We start from the raw sequence: 23,328 nt of genomic DNA on the forward strand, positions 1-23,328 counted from the left end.
CCATGTCCGACAGCCACAACATCGACGCGCAGAAGCCCCACAACCCCGACACCGATGGGTTCGCCCACGAGGAGTCGGAGCTGGAGTCGCACTTCCAGACGAAGAACATGGTCATCAACATGGGCCCCTCCCACCCGGCCACGCACGGCACCGTGCGGCTGAAGGTGGAGCTCGAGGGTGAGACCATCGTCAAGATCGACCCGGAGATCGGCTTCCTCCACCGCGGCTTCCAGAAGAGCTGCGAGAACGTCACCTGGACGCAGTGCCTGCCGTACACGGACCGGCTCAACTACCTGTCCGCGATGATGAACAACTTCGGGTTCCTCAACGCCGTGGAGAAGCTCATCGGCCTGGAGATCCCGGAGCGCGCCCAGTACATCCGCGTCATCGGCAGCGAGCTGCACCGGCTCACGGACCACCTGACGTGCGTGGGCGCCACCGGCCTGGAGATGGGCGGCTTCGCGCCGTTCCTCTACGGCATGGAGGCCCGCGAGCTCATCCAGGACCGTGTCACGGAGCTCACCGGCGCGCGCCTCACCACCAGCTTCGGCCGCGTGGGTGGCATCAACCGCGACCTGCCGGAGGGGTGGTCGGAGAAGGTCCTCAAGTCGCTGGACCGCACCGAAGAGCTGCTCGTGGAGATGGACGGGCTGCTCACGCGCAACCGCATCTTCGTGGACCGCACCAAGGGCACCGGCGTCATCACCGCCGAGGACGCCATCGACTACGGGTGGACGGGCCCCGCGCTGCGCGCGTGCGGCGTGGACCACGACCTGCGCAAGGTGCAGCCGTACTGGGTCTACGACCGCTTCGACTTCGACGTGGTGGTGGGCCAGCACGGCGACAACTACGACCGCTACCTCGTGCGCCTGGAGGAGATGCGCCAGTCCATCCGCATCCTGCGGCAGGCCCTGGCCACCATCCCCGCGGGCCCCATCATCGTGGACGACTGGCGCATCGCGCTGCCGCCCAAGCCGGAGGTGTACGGCACCATCGAAGGCGTGATGGCGCACTTCAAGCTGGTGATGGAGGGCATCCAGGTGCCCCCCGGTGAAGTGTACGACGCCACGGAGGCGTCAAACGGCGAGCTGGGCTGGTACCTGGTGAGCGACGGCCGCGGCCGCCCGTACAAGGTCCACGTGCGCGCCCCGGGCTTCCCGGTGCTGTCGGCGCTGCCGCACATCATCCAGGGCAAGATGCTCGCGGACCTCGTTCCCACCTTTGACACCATCAACATGATCGGCGGCGAGGTCGAGCAGTGAGCGACAACGACACGAAGAAGCCCACTGGTGACGCGCAGACGCCCCCCAAGGGCGCGCCCACCGACACGCCCGCGGCCAAGATTGGCCCGGAGCCGTCCAACCCGCCCGCCGGCGCGAAGCTGGACAACCCGCCCGCGGCCGCCAGCGGTCCCACCGGCACGCCTCCGCCCAAGCCGGCGGCGCCGGCCGGCGGCCCTCCGCCCAAGCCGCAGCCCAAGAACCCGGGCTTCGTGACGGCGGTCATCGACGGCAAGGAAGTCGTGGTGAAGCCGGGGACCAACATGATCGAGGCGGCCAAGACGGTCGGCTCGGAGATCCCCTACTACTGCTACCACCCGCGCCTCTCCATCGCGGCCAACTGCCGCATCTGCCTCATCGAGGCGTCCAACGCGCCCAAGCTCGTCCCCGCCTGCCAGACGCCCATGGCCGAGGGTCAGGTCATCAAGACCACGACCCCCAAGGTCAAGGAGCAGCAGCGCGCGGTGATGGAGTTCCTGCTGCTCAACCACCCGGTCGACTGCTCCATCTGCGACCAGGCCGGTGAGTGCAAGCTGCAGGACTACTACATGAAGTACGACTACAAGCCCTCGCGCCTGGAGGGCACCAAGGCCCTCAAGCACAAGCGCAAGGTGCTGGGGCCCCGCGTCGTGCTGGACCAGGAGCGCTGCATCATCTGCACGCGCTGCGTCCGCTTCATGAACGAGATCCCGAAGGAGCCGCAGCTGGGCGTCTTCGGCCGCGGCAGCCACGAGCGCATCGACGTGTTTCCGGGCAACGAGCTGGACAGCAACTACTCGCTCAACACCGTGGACGTGTGCCCGGTGGGCGCGCTGCTCTCCCGCGACTTCCGCTTCAAGGCGCGCGCCTGGTTCCTGTCCGCCACCCCGTCCGTCTGCACGGGCTGCTCGCGCGGCTGCAACATCTCCGCGGACTGGATGTCCCAGGACACCTACCGCTACCGCCCGCGTGAGAACGAGGCCATCAACAAGAGCTGGATGTGCGACCAGGGCCGCCTGTCGTACAAGGACCTGAACGTGGGCCGCGTGCTGTCCGCCCGCGTGGGCCGCGGCCTCCAGGCCCCCGGCACGGTGCAGCCGGTGCTCACGCGCAAGGACGCCGCCGTCGGCGCGGCGAAGGCGCTCAAGCCGCTGGCCGGCTCCAAGCAGCTCGCGGTGCTGGCCTCGCCGCTCGCGTCCAACGAGGACCTGCTCGCGGGCCTGACGTTCGCCAAGACGGTGCTGGGCGCAACGTCCGTGTTCGTGGGCGGCCGGCCGCAGGGCAAGGCCGACCACTACCTGATGACGGCGGACAAGAACCCCAACCGCCAGGGCCTGGCACTCATCGCCAAGGGCCTGGGGCTGTCGCTCAAGGGCTTCGACGAGCTCACCTCCGCCATCAACGCGGGTCAGGTGAAGGCGCTCTACGCGCTGGGCGCGGAGGTCCCCACGGACGCGGCCGCCTTCGCGGAGGTCGTCGCGAAGCTGGAGGTGTTCGTCGTCCAGGCGCAGAACGAGTCCCCGGTGACGGCGCAGGCCACGGTGCTGCTGCCGGCCGCCGCGCACATCGAGGACGAGGGCACGTTCACCCAGCAGGACGGCATCACCCAGCGCTTCCGCAAGGCGTACCCCCCCAAGGGTGACGCGGCGCCGCACTGGAAGTGGGCCGCGGAGCTGACGCGCGAGCTGGGCGGCGAGGCCGCTCACGCCTCCGCGCGCGACGTGTGGCGGGCGCTCTCGGGCCAGGTGTCCGAGTTCGCCGAGTTCAACTGGGACAAGGCCTCTCCGCCGGACCGGGAGAAGCCGGGCATCAATCCGCTGCCGTCGGGAGCCGACGGCCGTCCGCCGGGCTACCGCGAGTTCGGCGCGCCGCGCGTGAGGGGCATCTGACCATGAGCCGCATCCTGACCATGTTGTTCGCCATGGCCACCATCGTCTTCGCCGTCGCTGGCGGAGTGGCCTCGGCGTATCTGGTGGGCTACCTGGCGGAGGAGTACCTCTTCGAGGGGGCCAGCCGCCTGACGAACATCATCTTCCTGATGCTCGTCTTCGTGATGATCACCGCGACGCTGCTCACGCTCGCCGAGCGCAAGTGGAGCGCGTTCATGCAGGACCGCGTGGGCCCCAACCGCGCGCGTCTGGCCATCCCCGGCCTGTCCAACCGCTCCCTGGGCGGCATCCCGCACATCATCACCGACGTGCTGAAGATGCTGACCAAGGAGGACTTCGTCCCCGGCACCGCCAACCGCTTCCTGTTCAACCTGGGCCCCATCCTCGCCTTCGCGCCGGTGTTCGCGCTGTTCGCGGTGGTGCCGGCCGGGCCCACGGTGAACGTGTTCGGCAAGACGGTGGACATGGTCGTCGCCACGCCGGACTTCGGCATGCTGTACCTGCTGGCCATCGCGTCGCTCGCCGTCTACGGCACGTCGCTGGCGGGCTGGTCCTCCAACAACAAGTTCGCGCTGCTGGGCGGCGTGCGCGCCTCCGCGCAGATGATCTCCTACGAGGTGGCGCTGGGCCTGTCGCTGGTCGGCCTGTTCCTGGCCTTCTCCTCCGTGCAGCTGCCCACGCTGGTGGGTGACGTGGGCAACGCGCTCGTCGCCGGCACCGGCCAGGCGCAGTACCTGTGGCGCACGGACGGCGGCTTCGACCTGGGCCTGCCGGCGTGGGGCATCTTCATCCAGCCCCTGGGCTTCATCGGCTTCTTCGTGGCGTCCTTCGCGGAGACCAAGCGCGCCCCGTTCGACGCGCCGGAAGGCGAGTCGGAGATCATCGGCTACTTCGTGGAGTACTCCGGCATGAAGTTCGGCATGTTCATGATCTCCGAGTTCGTGGAGGTCGTGGTGCTGGCCGGCGTGACGACGTCGCTGTTCTTCGGCGGTCACCACCTGCCCTTCGGCGGCGAGTGGCTGGCGGCGCAGCCCTTCATGCAGGAGCACGGCTGGGTGTACGGCACGCTCCTGGGCACGGTGTTCTGGCTCAAGGTCATCCTGCTCATCTGGGTGCAGCTGGTGATTCGCTGGACCTTCCCGCGCTTCCGCTACGACCAGATCCAGAACCTGGGCTGGAAGATCCTCCTGCCCGTGGGCCTGGCCAACGTGTTCATCAGCGGCGCGCTGGTGCTGTGGGATCCGTCCCTGCGCGCGCTGGGCGTGGTGGGCCTCCTGGAGATCGGCTTCGTGGTCGCACTGACGATGACGTCGGGTTCCAAGACGGCGGACGCGCACGACGCGGCGCACGGCCATGGGCACGACGCGCACGGCCACGGACACGACGCGCACGGCCTGCCGGCGCACGCGGCGGACCCCCACTCCCATTCTCCGGCGGGCGCGCACTAGCGCGGTCCGGAAGCGAGACAAGACACCATGGCGTTCAATGCTTCCCAGGATCCGCGCACGGACCTCCGCGAGCGGATGTACATCCCGGAGCTGCTGCGCGGTCTGGCCATCACGACCAAGCACTTCTTCCGCAACATGTTCGGCACGCGCGACCCCAACCCCCAGGTGGTGGACCGCACGGGCATGAACCTGATGACCACGGTGGAGTACCCGGAAGAGAAGCCCATCTATCCGGAGGGCTACCGGGGTCTTCACCGGCTGGTGCCGCGCGAGGACGGCAAGCCGCGCTGCGTGGCCTGCTACATGTGCGCGACCATCTGCCCCGCGCAGTGCATCTACATCGAGGCGGGTGAGTACGAGACGGCGGACTCCGACTCCGAGTCGGCGGTCATCGAGAAGTACCCGACCCAGTTCGTCATCGACGAGCTGCGCTGCATCGTGTGTGGCCTGTGCGTGGAGGCGTGCCCGAAGGACGCCATCCGCATGGACACGTACATGCACACGCCGTCCGAGTACAACCGGCAGAACTTCGTCTACGACATCCCGAAGCTGCTCAAGGGCCCGGCCGTGTCGCACCCGTCCGACCCCTGGAACAAGCGGGACAGCTCCTCGGAGCCGCACCACGTCCACAAGGAGGCGCACACGCGCATCGGCGAGGGACACGAGGGCCACGCGGACCACGGCAAGCCCGCGCAGCTGGGCGCGGGCCACGGCGCCCACGCCAAGCCGGGCGCCGGGCACGCGGTGGTGACGCAGCAGGGTCCCATCCAGGTGACGAAGTTCATCAAGTAGTCCTTCCGCGCCAGGGGGGGCGGCCTTCCCGCCCCTCCGCACGCAAGCCCGGCCCGCCTTCTTCCCGCTGTCAGGGGAAGGGCGGGCCGAAGCCTTTTCTGGGGGCATGTGGTGATGCTGCAGCTCTTCAATGCGCATGGTGCCGGCCTGGCACGGGGAGCCCCGCCGTGAAGCGCTACCGGATGTCGGTGTGCAAGGGCTCCAGCTGCCGCGAGGGCGGCTCGGACGCGGTGCACGTGGCGGCGCGCGAGGCGCTGGCGGAGAAGGGGCTCCAGTCCCGCTGCGAGCTGTACCGGGGCGGCTGCTACGGCTTCTGCCACATGGGGCCCAACGTGGTGGTGCGCGAGGACACGGGCCGCAAGCGAGACCCGCTGTCCCCGGAGGACTACCAGCTCATGGGGTGGCCCGGAGAGGTGTACTACTCCGGGATGACGGCGGAGAAGATGCGCCGCGTGGTGGCCGAGCACATCCAGGACGACGCGCCGGTGCGGGAGCTGTTCGGCCAGCCGGACTCCGGCGACGACGACTGAGGCTCCGGAGGTGGACCGTGCTCCGCGCATCCCCGTCTCCCCTCCTCCTTTCAGGCCTCGGGTGCCTGCTGGTGCTCGGCGCGTGCTCGCGGCCCGTGGCCCCGCCGCCTCCGCGGGTGCTGGGCGCTCATGCGGACGCGGACAGCCCTCGCGTCGTGGGGGCGGCGCTCGTCCGGGACGGTGACTCCCGCGAGGAGTTGCTGCGGCGCCATCCGCGCGTCGAGCCCGACGCGGCGCTGAAGGACACGCTGCTGGCCGTCCTGGCGGACTCCGGGCAGCGACTGCGCTGGAGCGCCGCGCCCGTGGAGGACCTGGCGTGTGACAACGGAGACGTCCGCTTCCGGATCCAGGTGCGCGTTCCGCCCTCGTGCTCGGAGCGGGCGTGTCCCGTGCTCGCCTTCTACACCACGGGCTGTCCCAGGCCGGGCTACCACTGGCGTCCGGAGTTCTTCCTCCGCGCGGGCTTCATCTACGCGGAGCCGGCGGTTCGGGGCACCCGCTGCTCCGAGGACTGGGCCCGCGCGGACGACGGGCCCCTGCGCTTGGAGGCCGCCACGGACCTGGAGGCCGCCAGCCGATGCCTGCGCCAACGCTTCACTCGCGAGGGCGTGGTCCCCAAACTGGGCATCCTCGGGTGGAGCTACGGGGGCAACCAGACGCTGGTGGGCATGACGCGCTTCGCGGGCAGCTACGACGCGGGCTTCGCCCTGGCCGCCAAGACGGACCTGGCCTCCTTCCTCGCCCAGACGTCGCCAGAGCTGCGCCGCGCCCGGGCCGCCGAGTACGGCGATCCGGAGAAGGACGCGGAGCGGCTGCGCTCCATCTCCCCCGTGACGTGGGTGGACCGGGTGGAGGCGCCCATCGCCCTGATGCTGGGCGCGAGAGACCCCAAGGTGTCGCTGTCGGACGCGGACGTCTTCGTGCGCGCGCTCCGGGCCCGGGGCCAGGACGCGTCGCTGATGATCATCCCCGAGCACGCGCACCTCACGGAGCGCCCGGAGGAGGTCGCGTTCGAGCACGCCCACCTCCTCCAGTTCTTCACCGCGCGCTTCGGCGTGCCCCTGCGGGTCGAGACGCGGCCCTGAAGGGCCGTGGCGCCCCTGCCGGACGCAGCCGCCTCAGCGGCTGTCGGTGCTGCGCCGGCCCCAGCGGATGACGCCGTCCCAGTCCGCGGGCGGCGGCGTCTGGATGAGGCGCTGGCAGCGCTGGACGTAGACGCGGGCCACGGTGTCGCCGTGCTCCACGGTGCAGCGGCGGAACAGCTCCTGGGCCACCAGGAAGTCGCGCCCGTAGTAGGCGATGAGGGCCTTCTCGTAGAGGGCCATGCCCGCCTGCTTCTCCTGGGAGAACTCGCCCCGGCGGCCCAGCAGCTCGTGCACGCGGACGGGCTGGGGACGGTCGCGCAGGAGCACGCGGTCCACCTCGCGGAAGACGTACGCGTCGCTGGCGAGCTGCGCGGTGGTCTGCCCCACCAGCACCTGGGTGCCGTACTCCTTGTTGGCCGCCTCCAGCCGGCCGGCCATGCCCACCGCGTCGCCCATGACGGTGTAGTGGGACTTGAGCTCGCTGCCCATGTCGCCCACCAGCAGGTCGCCCGTGTCGATGCCGGCGCGCACGGCCAGCCGGTGGCCGAACTGCTTCTCCCAGAGGGGCTGCTTCTGCGCGAGCGCCGCCTGGAGCTTCAGCGCGGCCTCACAGGCCAGGTGCGCGTGGCGGTCCGTGCGCACGGGCGCGCCCCAGAAGGCCAGCACCGAGTCGCCGATGTACTTGTCCACCTGCCCCACCGTGGCGCGCACCACGGCCGTCATCTCCGTGAGGAAGGTGTTGAGCAGCGGCACCAGCTGCTCCGGCGGCAGGGCCTGCGACAGGCGGGTGAAGCCCTCGATGTCGCAGAGGTACACCGTCATCTGCCGGCGCTCCGGCTTCATCAGGCTCACGTCGCGCGCCACCAGCCGCGCCACCTCCGGGCTCACGTAGCGGCCCAGCGCGCTGTGGACGAACTCGCGCACGTCCTGCTCGGTGCGGAAGGCGTAGATCGTCGTCACGAGGAACGCGAGCCCGCCGGACCACAGCGGGCCGGCCACGGCGATCCACAGCTTGTCGTGGACGAAGACGTACCCCGCCGCGCCCACGTAGCCCGCCCCCGCGGCCACGGCCACGCAGACGAAGAGGAAGGCGCCGCCCACGGAGCGCAAGAGCCAGCTGCAGGACAGCGCCAGGAACGCGCCGATGAACGCCAGCCCCATGGTGGCGAGCATGTCCACCTTCGGCGGCGCGCGGGTGATGCCGTCCGACGCGAGGATGTTGGCGAGCGCCTGGCCCAGCACGGCGCCGTTGGCGATGCCCGGGCCAATGGGCGTCACCCGCCGCTCGGGCGCGTAGCTGCTGGTGTTGGTGAGGATGACGGCGCGGCCGTCCAGGTCGTGGTCGAAGCGGGCGGGCCGCGCCTCCTGCGTGTCGAAGAGGTTGAGCAGCACGTTCCACGCGCGGATGGAACGGGCGAGCGGGCCGCGCGCGCCCCGCGTGGCGGACGGGGCCTCCCAGCGCAGGAGGCTGTAGCCGGACGCGTCCATGGGGATGGAGTACTTGTCCCCGATGTACAGGCGCCCCTCCGCGTACCGCAGCTTCTGCGTGCCCGCGAGCCGCATGGCGGCGGCCAGGGGCAGCGAGGGCAGGACATAGCGCTCACCGCCGCGCGGGCTGTACGCGACGAGGTGGGGCACGCCGCGCACCACGCCGTCGGGGTCCGCGGGCAGCGTGGTGGCGCCGTAGCCGCTGGCCGGGCTGAGCAGCGGCGTCACCGGGTGCTGGAGCTGGCGCACCTCCGGGAGCTTCTCCGGATCCAACCCCTGCACCTGCACGGAGGCCAGGGCGAGGAAGAGGTCCGACGGCGCGACGCGGAAGGCATCGTCCGCGGCGCGGCGCTCCTGGATGGACGCGGCGGCGGTGCCCAGCTGCTCGCCCAGGTTGCGGCCCTCGCCCTCGTCCGCGACGCCGGCCCAGACCTCCAGGCCCTTGCCGGCGGGGATGAGGAACGCGGGGCGCTGGAGGGCGAGCACGGACTGGGCGCGGGCGCGGGCCTCGGTGACGCCGGGGTAGCTGCCCAGGCGGACCCTGTAAGGCCACAGGCGGCCGGTGGGGGGCAGCGTGCGGGTGCCCTCGGCGCCCCAGCGGAAGGCGAGCACGGAGTGGCCGGAGTCCTGGTCCAGCAGGGCCCGGAGCGCGTCGTCGTCCTGGGACAGGGCGCCCCGGCCGGAGCGCGTGGGGGTGACGCAGGCGCGGGGGCTGAGCTCCGGGTAGGCGAAGTCCAGCATCACCACGGAGGCGCCCTCCTCCATCAGCCGGTGGACCATGCCGCCCATCACCTGGCGCGGCCACGGGTACGCGGCGATGTCCGCGCGGGGGCCCTGCTGGGCTTCGGCGAGCGTGTCGTCGTCGATCGAGACGAGCACCACGCGGTCGGAGCGCTCGGAGACCTCGCCGAGCTGGCGGATGCGCCAGTCGTAGAAGACGCGTTCGCCGCCGTCGAGCCACACGGAGATGCCGTCGATGAAGCCGGAGGGCGACAGCAGGGGGGCGGGTGTGTCGTCCGGCCGCGTGGGGCCTGTGACGCGCTGGGAGACGAGCAGGCCCAGCAGGCAGCCGAACAGGGCCGCCATGACGAGCGAGAAGCCGAGCCGGTGGAGGAAGCGGCGGCCGGAGGAGTGGATGCGGAGGCGTTGCACGAGCGGCGTGCAGGATACCCCGTCGCGGCCCCGCGCCTATGGGTCAACACGCGCGGTATGGTTGGCTGCTGTCACCTGTTCATCCGTGCCCCGTTCAAGAGAGTGCCCATGAAACGCCTGTTGCTGTCCGCCCTCGCCACCGTGTCCGTGCTGTCGCCGCTCGCCTGCGACCTGGAGAAGACGACCAATCAGATTACGGCGGACCACGTGATGGTGGGCACCCTGCTCGCGACGCCGCAGGTGGACGTGTCCGCGTCCGCGCTGGCGGGCTACGACGCGGGGACCTACGGCGGCCCGGACGGAGGGGACGTGGTGTCCTTCCCCGGGCAGACGGCGGCGTTCGTGTTCTTCGGGACGAAGTCCGGGGAGAACGCGCAGCCGGAGGGCCTGAGCGGGGCCACCGTGACGCTGCGGGCGGGGAGCGCGGCGGGCGTTCCGCTCAACGGCCAGGGCGGCGGCAGCTACGGCGTGACGAGCGACTCCACGGACGACCTGAAGTACACGTCGGGCGCCACCTATTCGTTCTTCGCGGAGCAGGGCGGGACGAAGTACGAGGCGCGGGTGGAGGACTCGCCGACGAAGGAGGCCATCCCGGCGTTCCACCCGGCGGAGGGCTTCGTGCGGATCAACGCGAACACGGCGTTCGCGTTCGACCGGCCGGCGCCTCCGCCGAGCCAGGACCGCACGCTGGGCTTCGTGACGGTGGTGCCGCTGGGCGCGAACGGGGAGAAGGGCCAGGCGACGTACTCGAACGTGCCGACGACGCCGGTGGAATTCCTCCAGCTGGCGGCGACGCCCGCGACGTTCCGCGAGGCGCGCGTGACGATTCCCGCCACGGCGTTCCCGAACCCGAAGCAGACCTACCTGGTCATCTTCCAGGCCGTGCGCATGGGCGGCCCGGAGTCCGACAACCTCTTCCTGGGCAGCGTCGTCATGGCGGGCACCGCGGAAGTGGGCATCGTCCGGACGAACTGAGCCTGTCTACCCGGCCTCGATGTCCAGGCCGATGCGCTCCTCGAGCTTGAGGCGCAGGAGGTGGCCCGCGAAGCGCTCCGACTCTTCGCGGGTGAGGATGCTGCGGAAGTCCGAGCCATCCGCGATCTCCACCTCCATCACGGCGCCGCGCTGGAGGAGGCGGAAGAAGTCCTCCCCTCCTCCGGGCCTGGGCACGCGCAGGGGGATGAAGCCCTTGAGCGGCAGGACGTCCGCGCTGGCGTCGATGACGCGCAAGAGGCCCGGTGCGTCCGGGCGCACGGCGTCGGAGGCGACGGACTCCTCCGCGTAGAGCGGCGCGGGCGGGAGTGCCAGGTCCTCGGTGGAGTCGTCGAAGAGGAAGCCGTAGCGGGACGGCACCCGCTGCGTGAGGAGGTAGCAGAGCAGCACGGCCTCATCCGGCTGCACGCGCGCGACGTGGAGGATGGAGCGCTCCGCGCCCACGCGGCGAAGCAGCAGCGTGAGGTGCGGGCGGCTGCGCTGGAGGTAGCGCTGAACGCGGTCCAGGAGCGTGGCGCGGACCTCCGTGAACGCGGCCTGGTAGCGGGCTTCGCTCTCCGCTTCGCGCTGGGAGACAGCATCACGGGCCCTGGCGAGCTTGGCTTCCGCGTCGCGGAGGAAGTCGCTGGCCGCGCCCTGGGGCTGGAGTCCCGGAGTCGTCGAGTTCGCGTCCATGCCCGCGGCGCGCACCGCGCCCAGGAGGAACGAGCCCTGCTGCGTGAGCCGGGCCTGCTCCTCGCGGAACTGGATGACGGAGGCCGCGTGCTCGCGCTTGAGCTCCGCCCAGGCGTCGTAGGTGGACTCCAGCGTCTCCAGCGCGCGCAACTGTCCCAGCGCGCCCTCGGGTCCGGCGGCCCACTGCGTGTCTGTGTTTCGCACGGGGAGCGGCGCGGACTCGCCGACCGCCGGCGTGTCCACGGGCGTGTCGTGTCGCGACGGCTGCGTCGCCTCGGGCGGTTTCGTGCCGGTTGTCGGTCGCTTCTTCGCCGCGCTCACGGGATCTGCTCCTGATGCGAAGGACCTCGCATCGACGCGCATCCTAGGCCATCCGCCCTGCCCCCCGAGCAAACACGAAGGCCCCTCCCCGCGCTTCCACGGGAAGAGGCCCTCTGTGCACTTCACGCACGCCCTGGAATCAGGTCGTGGTGCGGGAACCCGGCGGCACCGTGGAGCCCGCGCCCTGCTGGGTCTCCGTGCCGCGCGCGTTGTTGATGGCCGTCGCCAGCTTGTCCTGGCCGCCCTGGATGCGCTGGCGCAGGTCGCCGCGCAGCTCCGTGCCCGGCTTGTCCGCGAGCAGCATGCCCACGCCCACGCCCACCAGCACGCCGGCCGCGAAGATGCCCAGCGCTGGCAGCGCCGACTCCGCCGTCGTGCGGCGCGTCTCCAGGCCGAGGAGGTCCAGCACGTCGTCCCTGTCCAGCTTCTTCAAATCCTTCAGGCTCAGCATGTCCGACTCCGTGAGATGACTTCGGGGGAAAGACGCGGGGTGCGGCAGGAATCCTAGACGCTGCCCGAGGGCGGCGTGCCACGACCCGTCTGGTAGCCCTGGAAGGCGGACTCCGCCATGCCCAGGAGCTCATCCTTCACGAAGGGCAGCGCGGCCAGCCGCACGCCCAGCTTGAGGATGCGCCCGGTCAGCGGCGTGAAGAGGCCACCGCCCAGCACGTAGCCCACGCCCACGGCGATGGCCAGCGTGCCATAGGGGTTGCGCTCCACGCGCCCCTTCAGGTCCAGCGACTGCCCCAGGTCCGCCACCGCGCTGCGCGCGTTGTCGATGAACTGCTGCGCGTCGGAGCCCAGCTGATCCACGCGCTGACCGAAGCCCGCGTCCTCGCCGTGTTCCGCCGTGCCGTTGCCCGTCGTGCCCGAGTAGTTCGTCATGTCCGTGCTCCCTTTTCCAGGCAACCGGTTAGCGGGACGCGATGCGGCCCACGATGAAGCCCACGGCGATGGCGCCCAAGAGGCACGTGCCCGGGTTGGCCTTGATGAAGCCGACGACCTGACGGTTCAGGTCCACCAGGTTCTGCCGCGCCTCGTCCATGTTCGGCAGCTGCTCCTGAAGGTGCCGCGCCCGGTCTGCCATCTGCTGCGGATTGATTTCCATGGAAGCCCTCTGCTGTGCGTTCGTTTCCGATTGCATCCTGAAGCTTTTCATCCCAGCCCGGCCGCGCCCGTTCAGCGCCGCGAGCCCACCAGGTAACCGACGAGGAAGGCGCCGCCCACGCAGGCATAGGGATGCTTGCGCACCCACTGACGCCAGTCGGTGACCTCCGCCACCTCCACCCGGAGCGCGCTCACCGACGTGGCCAGGTCGGCCCGGGTGCGCTCGATTTCCTCGCGAAGCGCCGCGCTCGTGCGCGGCAGGTGTCCATTGCTAGCGGCCATCCCGCGGCTCCTTGAAAGCCATTCCCGTCGTGTCCTTGAGCGTGTTCACCCCGGGCGCCGCCGCCACCTGCGGGCGGGCCGTGGTGAGCGCCGCCATGCTGCGCGACAGCTCGCTCACGCTGTCATCCATCATCTGGCGCGACTTCATCCGCTTCACCGCGCGAAGGATGCCCAGGCCACCGCCCACCAGGTTCAGCGCGCCCACGATGGCCAGCGCACCCGCCCACCCCGTCCACGGAGCGAGCACGGCCGCCAGCGCCCCGCAGACGAAGGCGTACCCCACGAGGAGGAAGGGCACGAACACGGCGATGCTCGCCACGTCCAGGCCCATGGCCTTCGCGTCCTCCGCCAACTCCACCCGCGCCAGCTGGAGGTGCTGCGTCACCAACCGACTGAAGCCGTCCGCCATGCGCCCGACGAGCGCGGCGACGCCGCGATCCGTCTGTTCACTGCCCACGTGCATGCGCTCTCCGGCCGACGCTCACGTCCCTGTGCGCGTGGGCGCCAACCTAGGCACCCCACCTCCCCGCGACAACCGCGCCGCGAGGAAATTGTCCGGCGTTCGCCAGCGTCGGCCACTCAACGCGAGATACCGGACGCGGGTGAGCCTAGCCCAAGCCACACCCCTAGCCGATCAGCTGCACCGGAGGCGCGACCGGCGGCTGCACGGAGATGGGGGCCTCGAAGCGCATCACCAGGGGCAGGTGGTCCGACGCCACCCGGCTCAAGGGCGAGCGGTGCGGCGTCACCGACACCGGCCGCACGCCCGAGTCCACGTAGATGCGATCCAACCGGAACAGGGGCAGCCGCGTGGGGTACGTGCGCGCGGCGGCGCCCAGCTCGAACGCGGCGTCGTGGATGGCCTCGCGCACCAGCGAGGACACCGGCCCGTTGCCCCAGGAGTTGAAATCCCCACACACCACCATGGGGTCCTTGCGGGCCGCGTCGCGGAGCAGGTCGGCGGACAGCAGGAGCGACTCCTGCCGCCGCCGCTCACTCACGGACAGGCCCAGGTGGAGGCAGAAGACGTGCAGCTGCTTGCCCCCGCCCAGGTCCAGGTCGCACCGCAACGCGCCCCGGGGCTCGCGCCCGTGCACGCTCAGGTCGTAGTTCTTCGACTTGAGCACCGGCAGCCGGCTGAGGATGGCGTTGCCGTAGCGGCGGCCGTTGCGGACCACGTTGGGACCGAAGGCCATGTGCAGCCCGAGCATCTGCGCCAGGTGCTCGGGCTGGTCCTCCCGGGGCGTCTTGCCCCGGAAGTCCCCCACCTCCTGCAGGGCGACGATGTCCGCGTTCACCTCGCGGAGCACCGCGCCCACGCGCTCCAGGTCGAAAGCTCCGTCCACGCCGATGCCGGAGTGGATGTTGTAGGAGACCAGGGTCAGCTCCACGCGCGGTCCATCCTCCTCTTCGGGTTTCAGGCCGGGATGATGCGGCGGGCCGCCAGCCGCACCGCTTCCAGGGGCAGCGTCGCCAGCCGCTGCACGGCCGCCGCGACGTCGCCCACGCCGGTCTGGATGGCCTTCACCTGCCGGCGCGCCTCGTCGAGCAGGTCCGGCAGACGGGCCTGCGGCGGGCGCTCCTGGGTGGGCGGCAGGGCCCCGATGGGCGCCGTCGTCCCGATGACGGGCGACGCGGCCGCCTTGCGCTGCTTCTTCGCGGCGCCGCTCACCTTCGACACCGGCCCGTGGGAGAACTTGGCGTCCGCGTCCGGACGGGCCAGCTCCTCCAGCTGGAGCTCCATCTTGCGCGCCATGAGGATCTCTTCCGTCTGCGCGTGGCTCTTGCCGTAGTGGACGCCCTCGTCGTTGTTCACCGTCACGCGCGACGACTGGGCGAGGTGTTCCTTGTCGCGCTGACGCAGGCTGCGCTTCTGCGGCGGCAGCGTCTTGGGAACCTGGAAGTGGTCGAAGCTGTAGGAGCGAGGCATGCGTGCCCTCCCTTTCGAAATCGATGCGCTGCGTTGATGTGGGAAAGCTAGGGAGCCCCTCGCCGTCCGTAACGCCTTGACGCGCGAGGAACCGGCACGGCTGCCTGCCGCTCGTCCGGCCAGGAACACCTTTTCGCCTCTCAGGGCACCCAAGTACCGACAATGGCACGCATCCGGGGCCTGCCCGCGGGACGGGCGACCAGACGTCGAGCAGGTGGCATCCATGCGAGCCCTTCCGGGCAGAGAAGCAGACAGCCAACACGCCCGACGCCGGTCCGGGAAGGTTCCGCGCGTGCGTGGTGTAAAGAACGGCCCATGCCCGCCCGGACCCCCTCTGCCCCCCGCGTCTTCGTCCTCGCCCTGCTCGCCACCGGGGCTCCGGCGCTCGCCGCCGCCCCGCCCGCCGCGTCCTCCGCCGTGGTGACGGGCAGCGTGCCGGGCTCCACGGCCCCGCCCGCCGCGTCCGGCACCCGCGCCCCGGGCGCGCCCACGCCGGGCGCCGTGGTCCAGGGGGAGCTGGCGCCGCTGAAGGTGAAGCCCGTGGACGGGCCGCGCCTGTCGCTCCAGCCCGCCCACCCGAAGCCGGGTGACCCGGTGCTGGTGACGGTGAGCGGCGCGTCCGCGCTCCCCACGGGGACGCTCGCGGGCCGGCCCCTGCGCTTCTTCGCGTGGAACGACGGCTACGCGGCCCTCACCAGCCTCCCGGTGGAGCAGCCGGAGGGCACCGTGCCGGTGGACGTCACGGCCGCCGGGCGCGGCCTGCCGGTGCTGCTGTCCGGCGCGCTCACCGTGGGTTCTCCCGGCTTCCGCGAGCGCGAGCTGCGCGTGGCCAGCAAGTACGTGTCGCCGCCCAAGGCGGTGAAGGCGCGCATGGAGGCGGACCGCAAGGCGTTCGCCGCGGCGTTCGCGCAGCCCTTCCGGGCGCCGCTGTTCGGCCAGAACTTCGCCTGGCCGCGCGAGGCCACGGTGACGGCGCCCTACGGCGACCGCCGCTCGTTCAACGGCAAGCTGCAGACGCAGCACTTCGGCGTGGACCTGGACGGCGCCACGGGCTCTCCGGTGGTCGCCGCCAACGACGGCACGGTGGTGATGGTGCGCGACAACTACGCGTCCGGAAACACCGTGCTCGTGCACCACGGCGCGGGGCTCTACACCGCGTACTTCCACCTGTCGCGCATCGACGTGAAGGACGGCGCGACGGTGAAGCAGGGCGACGCGCTGGGCCTGGTGGGCAGCACCGGCCGCGTCACCGGCCCGCACCTGCACTGGGGCGTGAAGGCGGATGACCGGTGGGTGGATGGCCAGACGCTGCTCAAGCTGGACTTCACCGGCGCCCCGGAAGCCCCGGGCGTGGCCACCAACACGCCGGGCCTGGGCAATCCGTAGCGCGCCGCGCGGGCCCCGAGCTCCGGGCCCCGTGAGGCGTCAGCCGCGCTTGGGGGCCCGGGCCTTCGGCGCGGCCTTCTCGCGCTTCGGCGGGGCTGCGTCCGGCGCGGGCTCGTGCTTCGCCGGCTCGTGCTTCACGGCCTCATGCTTCGAGGGCTCGTGGTGCTTCGCGGGCTCGGCCTTGGGGGACGCGCCTCCCAGCAGCACGCCGTGGAGGAAGGAGTCGGCGATCTGCGCCTTGGCGCGCTCGAGCATCGCCGTGTCGCGCGCGTCCGCCAGCCCCACGACGAACGCGGTGAGCCCCATTTCGATGGAGCCGAAGAGCAGCGCGGACGCGAGCAGCGGATCCACGTCCGGGCGCAGCTCCCCCGCCTCCTTCGCGTGGGTGAACATCTGCGCGCTCAGGCGGATGACGTCCACGAAGGCCGTCTGCCGGTTGATGCGGGCGCCGGCCGGGGAACGGGCAATCTCCAGGATGAGCACCTTCACCGCGCGGGGGTCCACGCGGTAGGCCTCGAAGGCCACGTCCGCGATGCGGCGGACCTTGTCCACCAGCGGGCCCTCGCTCTCGGCGACGGCGCGCGCGCGGGCGATGAAGCCGCTCCAGCCCGTCTCGAAGACGGTCTCCAGCAGCTCGTCCTTGTTCTTGAAGTAGTGGTAGACGAGTCCGTACGCGACGCCCGCCTCCTTGGCGACGTCCGCGATGCGGCAGCCGTGGTAGCCCTTGCGGGCGAACACGTCGATGGCGGCTCGCAGGATGGTGCGGCGGCGCTCACTCTCCCGCGTCCCGCTCTCTGGCGCCGTCTTCTGCTGGCCCACGCATCCTCCCACGGCTGGTTGATTCGAGAATCAGCCAGCCACGCTACGGACGCGGGGCCCCGGGGTCAATCCTTACGTGGGACCCTCCGCCTCGCCGAGGGGGTGGCGGGCGGAAGGGACACGTTCGGGGAAGGTCCCTCCCCGGGAGGGGTATCAGGCCGCCGAGCCGTTGAACATCACGCGGGCCACGCCGAGCAGGCGGTCCACGTCGCGCGCATTCAGGCCACGCGCCCGGGCGAAATCCGACAGCGGACGCAGCAGGTCCTCCGTCTGGGCAGGGGTCTGCTCGGTGCCCGTGAAGAGCTCACCGAGGCTGACGCTGAGGGCGTTGGAAAGCGCCGCCAGGGTCTCCACATGAGGCACACGCTCGCCGCGCTCGATCATCGACAGGAAGGACACGCTGATCTGCGCACGCTCCGCGAGCTCCTCCTGCGTCCATCGCTCCGGGCGCTGCGTGCGAAGCTCGCGAATGCGCTGACCAATTCTTTTTCCGAGATCCGACACGAAGTACTTCTCCTCTGTCCTCTGGGGGATGTTTCGAGGTGAGTGCAACGCTCGCGTACGGCGGGTGATTCCTATCCTCCCGACCCGAAGGACCCGAAACCGGCCACACTCAGATTAACGCCGGCGAATTCCGGCGACTGATTGCGCCGCAGGATCACCACCCCCTCGATGCGCCAGCAGTCACAGGCGGGTCCGTAGGACACGCCAAATGTCTGCTGTGCAAGAGGCTGACTTTCCTGGGAAATCGGATCCTTATAAAGCGGTTGCACCAACGCTTCGTATCGCAATCCGAGCCCGAATCCGAGTTTGATTCGCGTACCGGCAGTGAGAGCCTGTGCCCGTTCGGTCGGAGAGGGGTCGACCTGGTCGTTGTGGGACGGCAGGGGACGAGGTGCGTCTCCCACCAGCATGTCCACGCCCCGCCGTACGAAATCAGGTCCCTGTGCCAAGGGATCCAACCCACGGTCAATTGACAATTGTTTCACGGCGAGCAGGTCGTCGTAGCGAGCGTACAGCGCGTTGCCCTTGCCGTTGTCGATGGTGAAGTCCGCGGACAGCTGGGTGAGGTCTCGCGTCGTGGGATCCATGCGCACGACCGCGCCCGCGGTGAGGACGCCGGCGCTGGCGGACAGGCGCGCGAAGGTGTCGCGCACGACGCTGCCCTGCACCGTGTCCCGGCCCGCCACGGGCGCGATGCGGGACAGGTCGAAGCCCTGGCCGATGCGCAGGCGCAGCGGTTCGCGGGTGGTGGGCCCCTTGCGGACGCGCAACGTCTGGTCCACGGCGACCACGGCGTGGAAGAAACCGCGCACGCGGCCGTCGGACTTGAGGGGCACCGCGGAGTCCCACTCGTCGTAGATGAGGGGCAGCGTGCCGGAGCCGTTGGACTTCAGGGCGGTGAGCCCCGCGCCCCAGCCGCCGGGCACGTAGCGCAGGCTCACCGACGGGGCCAGTGTGTGGCGATAGAGCGTGTCGCCGTCCGTGAAGGTGCGCGCCAGTTGCGAGTCCAGCACCAGGTCCGCCAGCGGGTAGCCGCGCGAGGCGGTGCGGCCGGAGACCTCGCCCACGGACACGGCCTGGCGCAGCCCCACAGAAGGCGTCAGCCGGCCCCACATGCCCAGCCCGTAGGACGTGGACAGGCCCGGGGACAGCAGCACGCGGTCGCGGCCCTCGCGCTCCATGGGGTCGTAGCGGCCGTTGCCCTCCAGGATGTCCTGGGGCAGCGCGAAGTAGTTGTACTCCAGCGGGTAGCCTTCCGGACGGAACAGGCGCAGGGGCGCGAAGTTCGCGTCGAAGCCGTCGTCCGCGAAGCCTCCGCTGCGCAGGGGCGCCAGCCGGCTGTACTCCACGTGGAGGCCGCCCACCACGCGCCCGCCGAAGAGGGGCCGCTGGGGCAGGGCCAGGGTGAGGGCCGGGAGGCGCTGGAACGTCGTCGGGCCGTGGGGGTTGGTGGCGACGTTGTCCGCCGTGGCCTCGGCGGGGATGGTGTTCGTCTGGAAGAAGCGGAAGGGGTAGCGCAGGTCCTGGCGCAGCGACACGTCCAGCCCCAGGTAGCGGTCGTCCTTGCGCTGGTACACGACCGCGGTGCTGCGCAGGTAGTTGTAGTTCTGCACCAGCAGGTCGGCGGTGAGGTCGCGCGTGTAGAAGCCGTCCGACACGAAGTACGCGTCCACCCGGTCATGCCAGCCGTCGCCCAGGTCCTGCGTGTGCTGCCAGGAGGCCTCGCCCCGCAGGCCGCGCTTCACGTCAACGATGGCGCCGACCGGATCACCCCGCTCGCGGAAGAAGGCGAAGGTGGTGGGGTTGAGCCGGGGCCGCAGGTCGTACAGGAAGCCCAGCGTGGCCCGGCCGCGCGTGTGGTCGCTGGGGACGTAGCGGAACTCGGTGAGCAACCGGGGTCCCTTCACGCCATTGGGTCGGGGCTCCTTGATGAAAGAGCCGTCCTCGTTCTTGCGGGGCCCGTCGATGTCGCCGCTGCCCGTGATGATGCCCGGGGTGAACGTCATGTCGTAGCTCTCCCCCAGCGTGACGAAGACGGGCGCGTCCAGCGCGAAGCCGTTGAGGCCGGAGTTGGACGGCCGGGGGATGAGCAGGCCGGAGCGGCGCTCGGCCAGGGGCAGGTACAGCCACGGCAGCGCGAACACCGGCACCGAGCGCACGTACACCACGGGCCAGGTGAGGATGGCGCGCTCGCCCATCTTCACGTTGGCCTCCTTCGCCTCCACGCGCCAGCTGGGCTCACCGGGACCGCACTGGCACGGGGTGAAGGCCAGGCCGTCCACGGAGAAGGCCGTCTCCCCGGTGCGGCGGATGCGCGTGCCGCTCATGAGGACGGGGGTCTCCCCCATCTTGCGCAGCTCGTCCGGCGTCTTGGCGGCCTGGAGCGCTTCGGGGGTGACGCCCTTCTTCTGCATGAAGAGGCCGCCCTTCACGTTGGCCTCGTTGGAGCGCAGGTCCACGCGCACGTCGTCCGCGATGGCGGCCATCAGGCCGCTGACGAACATCACGTTGCCGGTGGCGGTGGCCACCTGCGTGGCCTCGCTGTACGTCACCTCGTCCGCGCGCAGCACGTTGGGGCCGCTGCGCAATTCGCAGTGGCCCCGGGCGGTGAGGACGTCGTTTTCGTAGACGACGTAGTCGGCCGCCAGCTCCACGGTCTCGCCGGTGGGCAGCTCCACCTGCGTGGCCAGCGGAATCTGGGCCGCCACCCAGAGCGTCAGGGCGACCGGAGCAAGGAAGGACATTCGGGAGGCGTGGGCGGTGGGCGCCGTGCCGGCAACGGCGCCCTGCCCGTCCTACCGGCCCGGGCGCGGGAAGTCGAGGGTGATGAGGCCGCCTTCCTGGCGTGTCTCATAACGAACCCCCTGCTTCAGCTGGATGACGACGCGCACCGTGTTGCCCGCCCCGGAGAAGGCCTCCACCCGCGACACGGCCGACGGGAAGAAGTGCGTGTCCAGGGGCAGCGTGTTGTTGGACTCCACCACGCGCGTGTTCTCCAGTTCCAGCACCACCTGGTTGCCGGAGCCGCTCACCGAGTAGCGCACCGGCTCGTTGGTGCGCACGAACACGCGGGAGCTGTCCGGCTGCTGCTGGAAGCCCACCAGCGTCATCGTCTTGCGGCGCGAAGACACCGCGCCCCCGCCGCTCTCGCGCGACTCGGCCGCGGCGCTGCCCTGGCTGGGACGGGCGCGGGGCTCGCGGGACGCCACGGTCTGCTGCTGGCGGCGCTCGCGAGCCTCGGCTGCCTGCTGGCGCTTCGCCTCGGCGGCGGCCTCGCGGGCCGACTGCTGCTCCTCGCGGCGGGCCTGAGCGGCGGCGCGGCGCTCCTCGTCCTTCAGGCGCTTCTCCTCGGCGGCGGTCTGCGCGGCGGCCTTCTTCTGCTCCGCGGCCGTCTTCGCGGCGGCCTGGCGCTCCTCGGCGGCGGCCTGCGCGGCGGCCTTCTTCTGCTCCGCGGCCGTCTTCGCCTCTTCCTCCCGCTGGCGCTTCTGGTCGGCGGCGGCCTGGGCGGTGGCGCGGCGCTCGTCCTCGGCGCGCTTCGCGGCGGCCTGGGCCTCCTCCTCCTGGCGCTTGCGCTCCGCGACGGCGGCCTCCTCGGACTTGCGGCGCTCCTCGTCCTGGCGCTGCGAGGCGAGGCGGGCGTCTTCCTGCTTCTTGCGCTCCGCGTCCGCGTCCGCCTTGGCGCGGGCGGCGGCCTCGGCGGCGGCCTTCTCCTGGGCCTCGCGCTCCGCCCGGGCGGCGTCGGCGGCAGCCTTCACGGCCTTCTCCTGCGCCTCGCGGTCCGACGCGGCGGCGCGGGCCGCGTCCTGGGCGTTGGCCCCGGCGGGCGTGTTGGCCGCGACGGCGGTGCCCTGCTGCGCCGGCGTCCCCTGCCCTTCCGCGGGCATGGCCTGCGCGACGGCCGTGCCGCCTCCGCTGCCCAGGACCTTCACCACCAGCTTGTTGCCGGAGGACTGGATGTCCGTCTCCACCTCGCGCTCGTAGCCGATGAGGATGCGCGCGATGGACGAGGACTCCGTGCCGTAGGCCTGGGTGCGGATGCCCGTCACGGTGCCGTTGCCCACCGGCTGCTCCTCCGCCACGCCCTGGAAGACGGCGCCGGACACGTCGATGACGAGCCGGGGCGGATCCGTCATGGTGAAGCTGTTGAAGTCCGGCTTCTTGCTGCCGGTGATCTCCACCGTGCCGCCGTTCACGGTGACGGACGTGATGGTGTTGAAGTCCGCCGGCTGCTGCGCCAGCGCCACCAGCGGCACGAGCCACAATCCGAGCAGCGACACCGCGAAGCCCTTCATCGACCACTCCCGTGACATGCGTCAGAAGACAGACGCGCGCGAAATTATCACGTGCCCGGGAGGCACCAACTTTTCAGGCTGACCGGAACGTCCGCGCTTCAACGCAAGCGCGGCAGGGCGGGCGAGCGCGTGCGGTGCGTGCGCGTGTACTCGATGAGGTTCTTGATGTCGTAGCAGATCTGCCGGATGTCGTGCCCCATCGTCAGCTCGACGTGGCTGTTGCCCTTCACCGGCCGCCACAGCAGGTATTCGCTCTTCGCGGCGCGGTACACGCTGCGCGTGGACTCCACGGACGCCAGCGGATCCAGGTCCCCGAAGATGATGGCCATGGGGATTTCAATCTTCCCGAAGCCGCGCTTGAAGTCGTAGTCCGTGCGGTAGCAGACCATCTCGCCCCGGCGGATCCACTTGGCGAACTGTTCAATCACCTTGCGCGGCTCGCGCTCGCCGCCCTCGCGCAGCAGCCAGCGGATGTCGTCGCGGCTGACACGCTCCGTGTTGATGAGCCGGTTCAGCCTGCGCGTGAAGCGCTGATACAGCGCGGACTCGTCCGCCTGCGACAGCTGCCGCTCCACCCACTTGAGCACCACGTCCACCGGCACCGCGTTGAACACCAGGGGCTTGGACGCGTCCGGCTCCAGGCGCTTCTGGAGCGCGGGGCTGAAGGCGCCCGCCCCCTTCGCCAGCAGCGAGCGGCCCAGCGACGTCGCGCGGCGGTTGAGGTTCAGCCCGCCCAGCGTCAGGTCCACCGCGCCGGCGACCAGCGGCGAGCCGTGCGCCAGCGCGCGCAGCAGCATGAAGCCGCGCCCCAGGTCCGCGGGCGACCCGATGGTGATGAGCCCCTCGAAGTCGTCGTGGATGCCGGCGTAGCCGTAGCCCAGCATGCCGCCCATGGAGTGGCCGCAGTAGAAGACGCGCTCGCGCCGGGTGATGCGCTTGACGCCGGAGACGGCCGCCGGCAGGTCGTAGAGGAAGTAGCTGTCCAGGTCCCAGCCGTAGTCCAGGTCCTGCGGCAGCGGGCGCTTGAAGCGCTCGGCGCGCTCCTTCTGGAAGGCGATGGAGCTCTTGCCGTGCCCGCGCAGCTCCAGGATGTGGATGTCCACGCCGAAGAAGAGCAGGTTCTTGACGAACTGGCCGCTCGTCCACGTGTGCCGGTTCTGGGAGAAGCCGTGCACCAGCAGCAGCGGCTCACCGAACAGCGGCTGCGCGAACGCCTGTTTCACCGGCCGGTAGCGCGTGATGACCAGCGACCAGCCGTCCGCCGTCTCCACCACGTAGTTCGTCTTGGAGTACAGCGCCCGGAAATCGACCTCGTCGACGGTGGGCATCGGGGGTCCCGGAAGCGCTGATCTCCAGTCCGGCAGGCGCATGTCGCA

At 70.8% G+C, this 23,328-nt stretch carries 22 protein-coding genes; 8 read left to right on the plus strand and 14 right to left on the minus strand.

Annotated elements, in window-relative coordinates:
• Nucleotides 1-2 precede the first annotated feature (2 nt).
• The 6 genes from nuoD to AABA78_RS01530 all read left to right on the plus strand — a co-directional run bounded on the left by nuoD (nucleotide 3) and on the right by AABA78_RS01530 (nucleotide 7,003).
• Complete coding sequence (gene nuoD / locus AABA78_RS01505; RefSeq protein ID WP_338261309.1) at nucleotides 3-1,262, plus strand: NADH dehydrogenase (quinone) subunit D; 1,260 nt, start codon at nucleotides 3-5, stop codon at nucleotides 1,260-1,262.
• Nucleotides 1,259-3,148 (plus strand): NADH-quinone oxidoreductase subunit G, encoded by a 1,890-nt coding sequence (locus AABA78_RS01510; protein WP_338261310.1) that lies wholly within the window; start codon nucleotides 1,259-1,261, stop codon nucleotides 3,146-3,148. The genes nuoD and AABA78_RS01510 overlap by 4 nt, the downstream gene beginning before the upstream one ends.
• 2 nt (nucleotides 3,149-3,150) lie before the next feature.
• Nucleotides 3,151-4,596 carry a complex I subunit 1/NuoH family protein gene (locus AABA78_RS01515; protein ID WP_338261311.1) on the plus strand — a complete coding sequence of 482 codons (1,446 nt, stop codon included), beginning with the start codon at nucleotides 3,151-3,153 and terminating at the stop codon, nucleotides 4,594-4,596.
• A 27-nt stretch (nucleotides 4,597-4,623) separates the two neighbouring features.
• Nucleotides 4,624-5,388 carry a NuoI/complex I 23 kDa subunit family protein gene (locus AABA78_RS01520; RefSeq protein ID WP_338261312.1) on the plus strand — a complete coding sequence of 255 codons (765 nt, stop codon included), beginning with the start codon at nucleotides 4,624-4,626 and terminating at the stop codon, nucleotides 5,386-5,388.
• A gap of 167 nt (nucleotides 5,389-5,555) precedes the next feature.
• On the plus strand, nucleotides 5,556-5,918 hold the full coding sequence (locus AABA78_RS01525) for a (2Fe-2S) ferredoxin domain-containing protein (protein WP_338261313.1): 363 nt from the start codon (nucleotides 5,556-5,558) through the stop codon (nucleotides 5,916-5,918).
• A 17-nt stretch (nucleotides 5,919-5,935) separates the two neighbouring features.
• Entirely contained in the window at nucleotides 5,936-7,003 is a 1,068-nt protein-coding gene (locus AABA78_RS01530; RefSeq protein ID WP_338261314.1) for an alpha/beta hydrolase family protein, read from the plus strand.
• Between the two features lie 33 nt (nucleotides 7,004-7,036).
• Here AABA78_RS01530 and AABA78_RS01535 read toward each other — a convergent pair whose 3' ends face one another.
• Nucleotides 7,037-9,643 carry a CHASE2 domain-containing protein gene (locus tag AABA78_RS01535; protein WP_338261315.1) on the minus strand — a complete coding sequence of 869 codons (2,607 nt, stop codon included), beginning with the start codon at nucleotides 9,641-9,643 and terminating at the stop codon, nucleotides 7,037-7,039.
• A gap of 108 nt (nucleotides 9,644-9,751) precedes the next feature.
• Between AABA78_RS01535 and AABA78_RS01540 the strand changes: the two genes are divergently transcribed.
• Nucleotides 9,752-10,618, plus strand: coding sequence for a hypothetical protein (locus AABA78_RS01540; protein ID WP_338261316.1), 867 nt, complete (start codon nucleotides 9,752-9,754; stop codon nucleotides 10,616-10,618).
• A 6-nt stretch (nucleotides 10,619-10,624) separates the two neighbouring features.
• On the opposite strand, the gene AABA78_RS01545 is transcribed toward AABA78_RS01540, so the two are convergent.
• The 8 genes from AABA78_RS01545 to AABA78_RS01580 all read right to left on the minus strand — a co-directional run bounded on the left by AABA78_RS01545 (nucleotide 10,625) and on the right by AABA78_RS01580 (nucleotide 14,951).
• Nucleotides 10,625-11,632, minus strand: a complete 1,008-nt coding sequence (locus AABA78_RS01545; protein ID WP_338261317.1) for a hypothetical protein — start codon at nucleotides 11,630-11,632, stop codon at nucleotides 10,625-10,627.
• 139 nt (nucleotides 11,633-11,771) lie between these two features.
• The gene (locus tag AABA78_RS01550; protein WP_338261318.1) at nucleotides 11,772-12,083 is read right to left on the minus strand and encodes a hypothetical protein; all 312 of its coding nucleotides are present in this window, start codon (nucleotides 12,081-12,083) and stop codon (nucleotides 11,772-11,774) included.
• Between the two features lie 53 nt (nucleotides 12,084-12,136).
• The gene (locus tag AABA78_RS01555; protein ID WP_171417770.1) at nucleotides 12,137-12,517 is read right to left on the minus strand and encodes a hypothetical protein; all 381 of its coding nucleotides are present in this window, start codon (nucleotides 12,515-12,517) and stop codon (nucleotides 12,137-12,139) included.
• A gap of 28 nt (nucleotides 12,518-12,545) precedes the next feature.
• Entirely contained in the window at nucleotides 12,546-12,740 is a 195-nt protein-coding gene (locus AABA78_RS01560) for a hypothetical protein (protein ID WP_120527523.1), read from the minus strand.
• A gap of 71 nt (nucleotides 12,741-12,811) precedes the next feature.
• The gene (locus AABA78_RS01565) at nucleotides 12,812-13,021 is read right to left on the minus strand and encodes a DUF3618 domain-containing protein (protein WP_120527522.1); all 210 of its coding nucleotides are present in this window, start codon (nucleotides 13,019-13,021) and stop codon (nucleotides 12,812-12,814) included.
• Nucleotides 13,011-13,484, minus strand: a complete 474-nt coding sequence (locus AABA78_RS01570; protein WP_120527521.1) for a phage holin family protein — start codon at nucleotides 13,482-13,484, stop codon at nucleotides 13,011-13,013. Before AABA78_RS01570 ends, AABA78_RS01565 begins: the two co-directional genes overlap by 11 nt.
• A gap of 163 nt (nucleotides 13,485-13,647) precedes the next feature.
• On the minus strand, nucleotides 13,648-14,412 hold the full coding sequence (locus AABA78_RS01575) for an endonuclease/exonuclease/phosphatase family protein (RefSeq protein WP_120527520.1): 765 nt from the start codon (nucleotides 14,410-14,412) through the stop codon (nucleotides 13,648-13,650).
• Nucleotides 14,413-14,438: 26 nt separating this feature from the next.
• On the minus strand, nucleotides 14,439-14,951 hold the full coding sequence (locus AABA78_RS01580; protein ID WP_338261319.1) for a hypothetical protein: 513 nt from the start codon (nucleotides 14,949-14,951) through the stop codon (nucleotides 14,439-14,441).
• A 315-nt stretch (nucleotides 14,952-15,266) separates the two neighbouring features.
• Here AABA78_RS01580 and AABA78_RS01585 point away from each other — a divergent pair, with 315 nt between their 5' ends.
• Nucleotides 15,267-16,337 carry a M23 family metallopeptidase gene (locus AABA78_RS01585; protein ID WP_338261320.1) on the plus strand — a complete coding sequence of 357 codons (1,071 nt, stop codon included), beginning with the start codon at nucleotides 15,267-15,269 and terminating at the stop codon, nucleotides 16,335-16,337.
• A 39-nt stretch (nucleotides 16,338-16,376) separates the two neighbouring features.
• Here AABA78_RS01585 and AABA78_RS01590 read toward each other — a convergent pair whose 3' ends face one another.
• The 5 genes from AABA78_RS01590 to AABA78_RS01610 form a co-directional block, all read right to left on the minus strand.
• Nucleotides 16,377-17,156 (minus strand): TetR/AcrR family transcriptional regulator, encoded by a 780-nt coding sequence (locus AABA78_RS01590; RefSeq protein ID WP_338261321.1) that lies wholly within the window; start codon nucleotides 17,154-17,156, stop codon nucleotides 16,377-16,379.
• A 153-nt stretch (nucleotides 17,157-17,309) separates the two neighbouring features.
• Entirely contained in the window at nucleotides 17,310-17,660 is a 351-nt protein-coding gene (locus AABA78_RS01595) for a helix-turn-helix domain-containing protein (RefSeq protein ID WP_014398120.1), read from the minus strand.
• A 71-nt stretch (nucleotides 17,661-17,731) separates the two neighbouring features.
• Entirely contained in the window at nucleotides 17,732-20,404 is a 2,673-nt protein-coding gene (locus tag AABA78_RS01600) for an LPS-assembly protein LptD (RefSeq protein WP_338261322.1), read from the minus strand.
• A gap of 51 nt (nucleotides 20,405-20,455) precedes the next feature.
• Nucleotides 20,456-21,952: an AMIN domain-containing protein gene (locus tag AABA78_RS01605; RefSeq protein WP_338261323.1), complete on the minus strand. Its 1,497-nt coding sequence runs from the start codon at nucleotides 21,950-21,952 to the stop codon at nucleotides 20,456-20,458.
• A gap of 98 nt (nucleotides 21,953-22,050) precedes the next feature.
• Nucleotides 22,051-23,322 carry an alpha/beta fold hydrolase gene (locus tag AABA78_RS01610; RefSeq protein WP_338261324.1) on the minus strand — a complete coding sequence of 424 codons (1,272 nt, stop codon included), beginning with the start codon at nucleotides 23,320-23,322 and terminating at the stop codon, nucleotides 22,051-22,053.
• Nucleotides 23,323-23,328: the final 6 nt, after the last annotated feature.

Origin of the sequence: Corallococcus caeni, from assembly GCF_036245865.1 — a bacterium.
Lineage (GTDB): Bacteria > Myxococcota > Myxococcia > Myxococcales > Myxococcaceae > Corallococcus > Corallococcus caeni.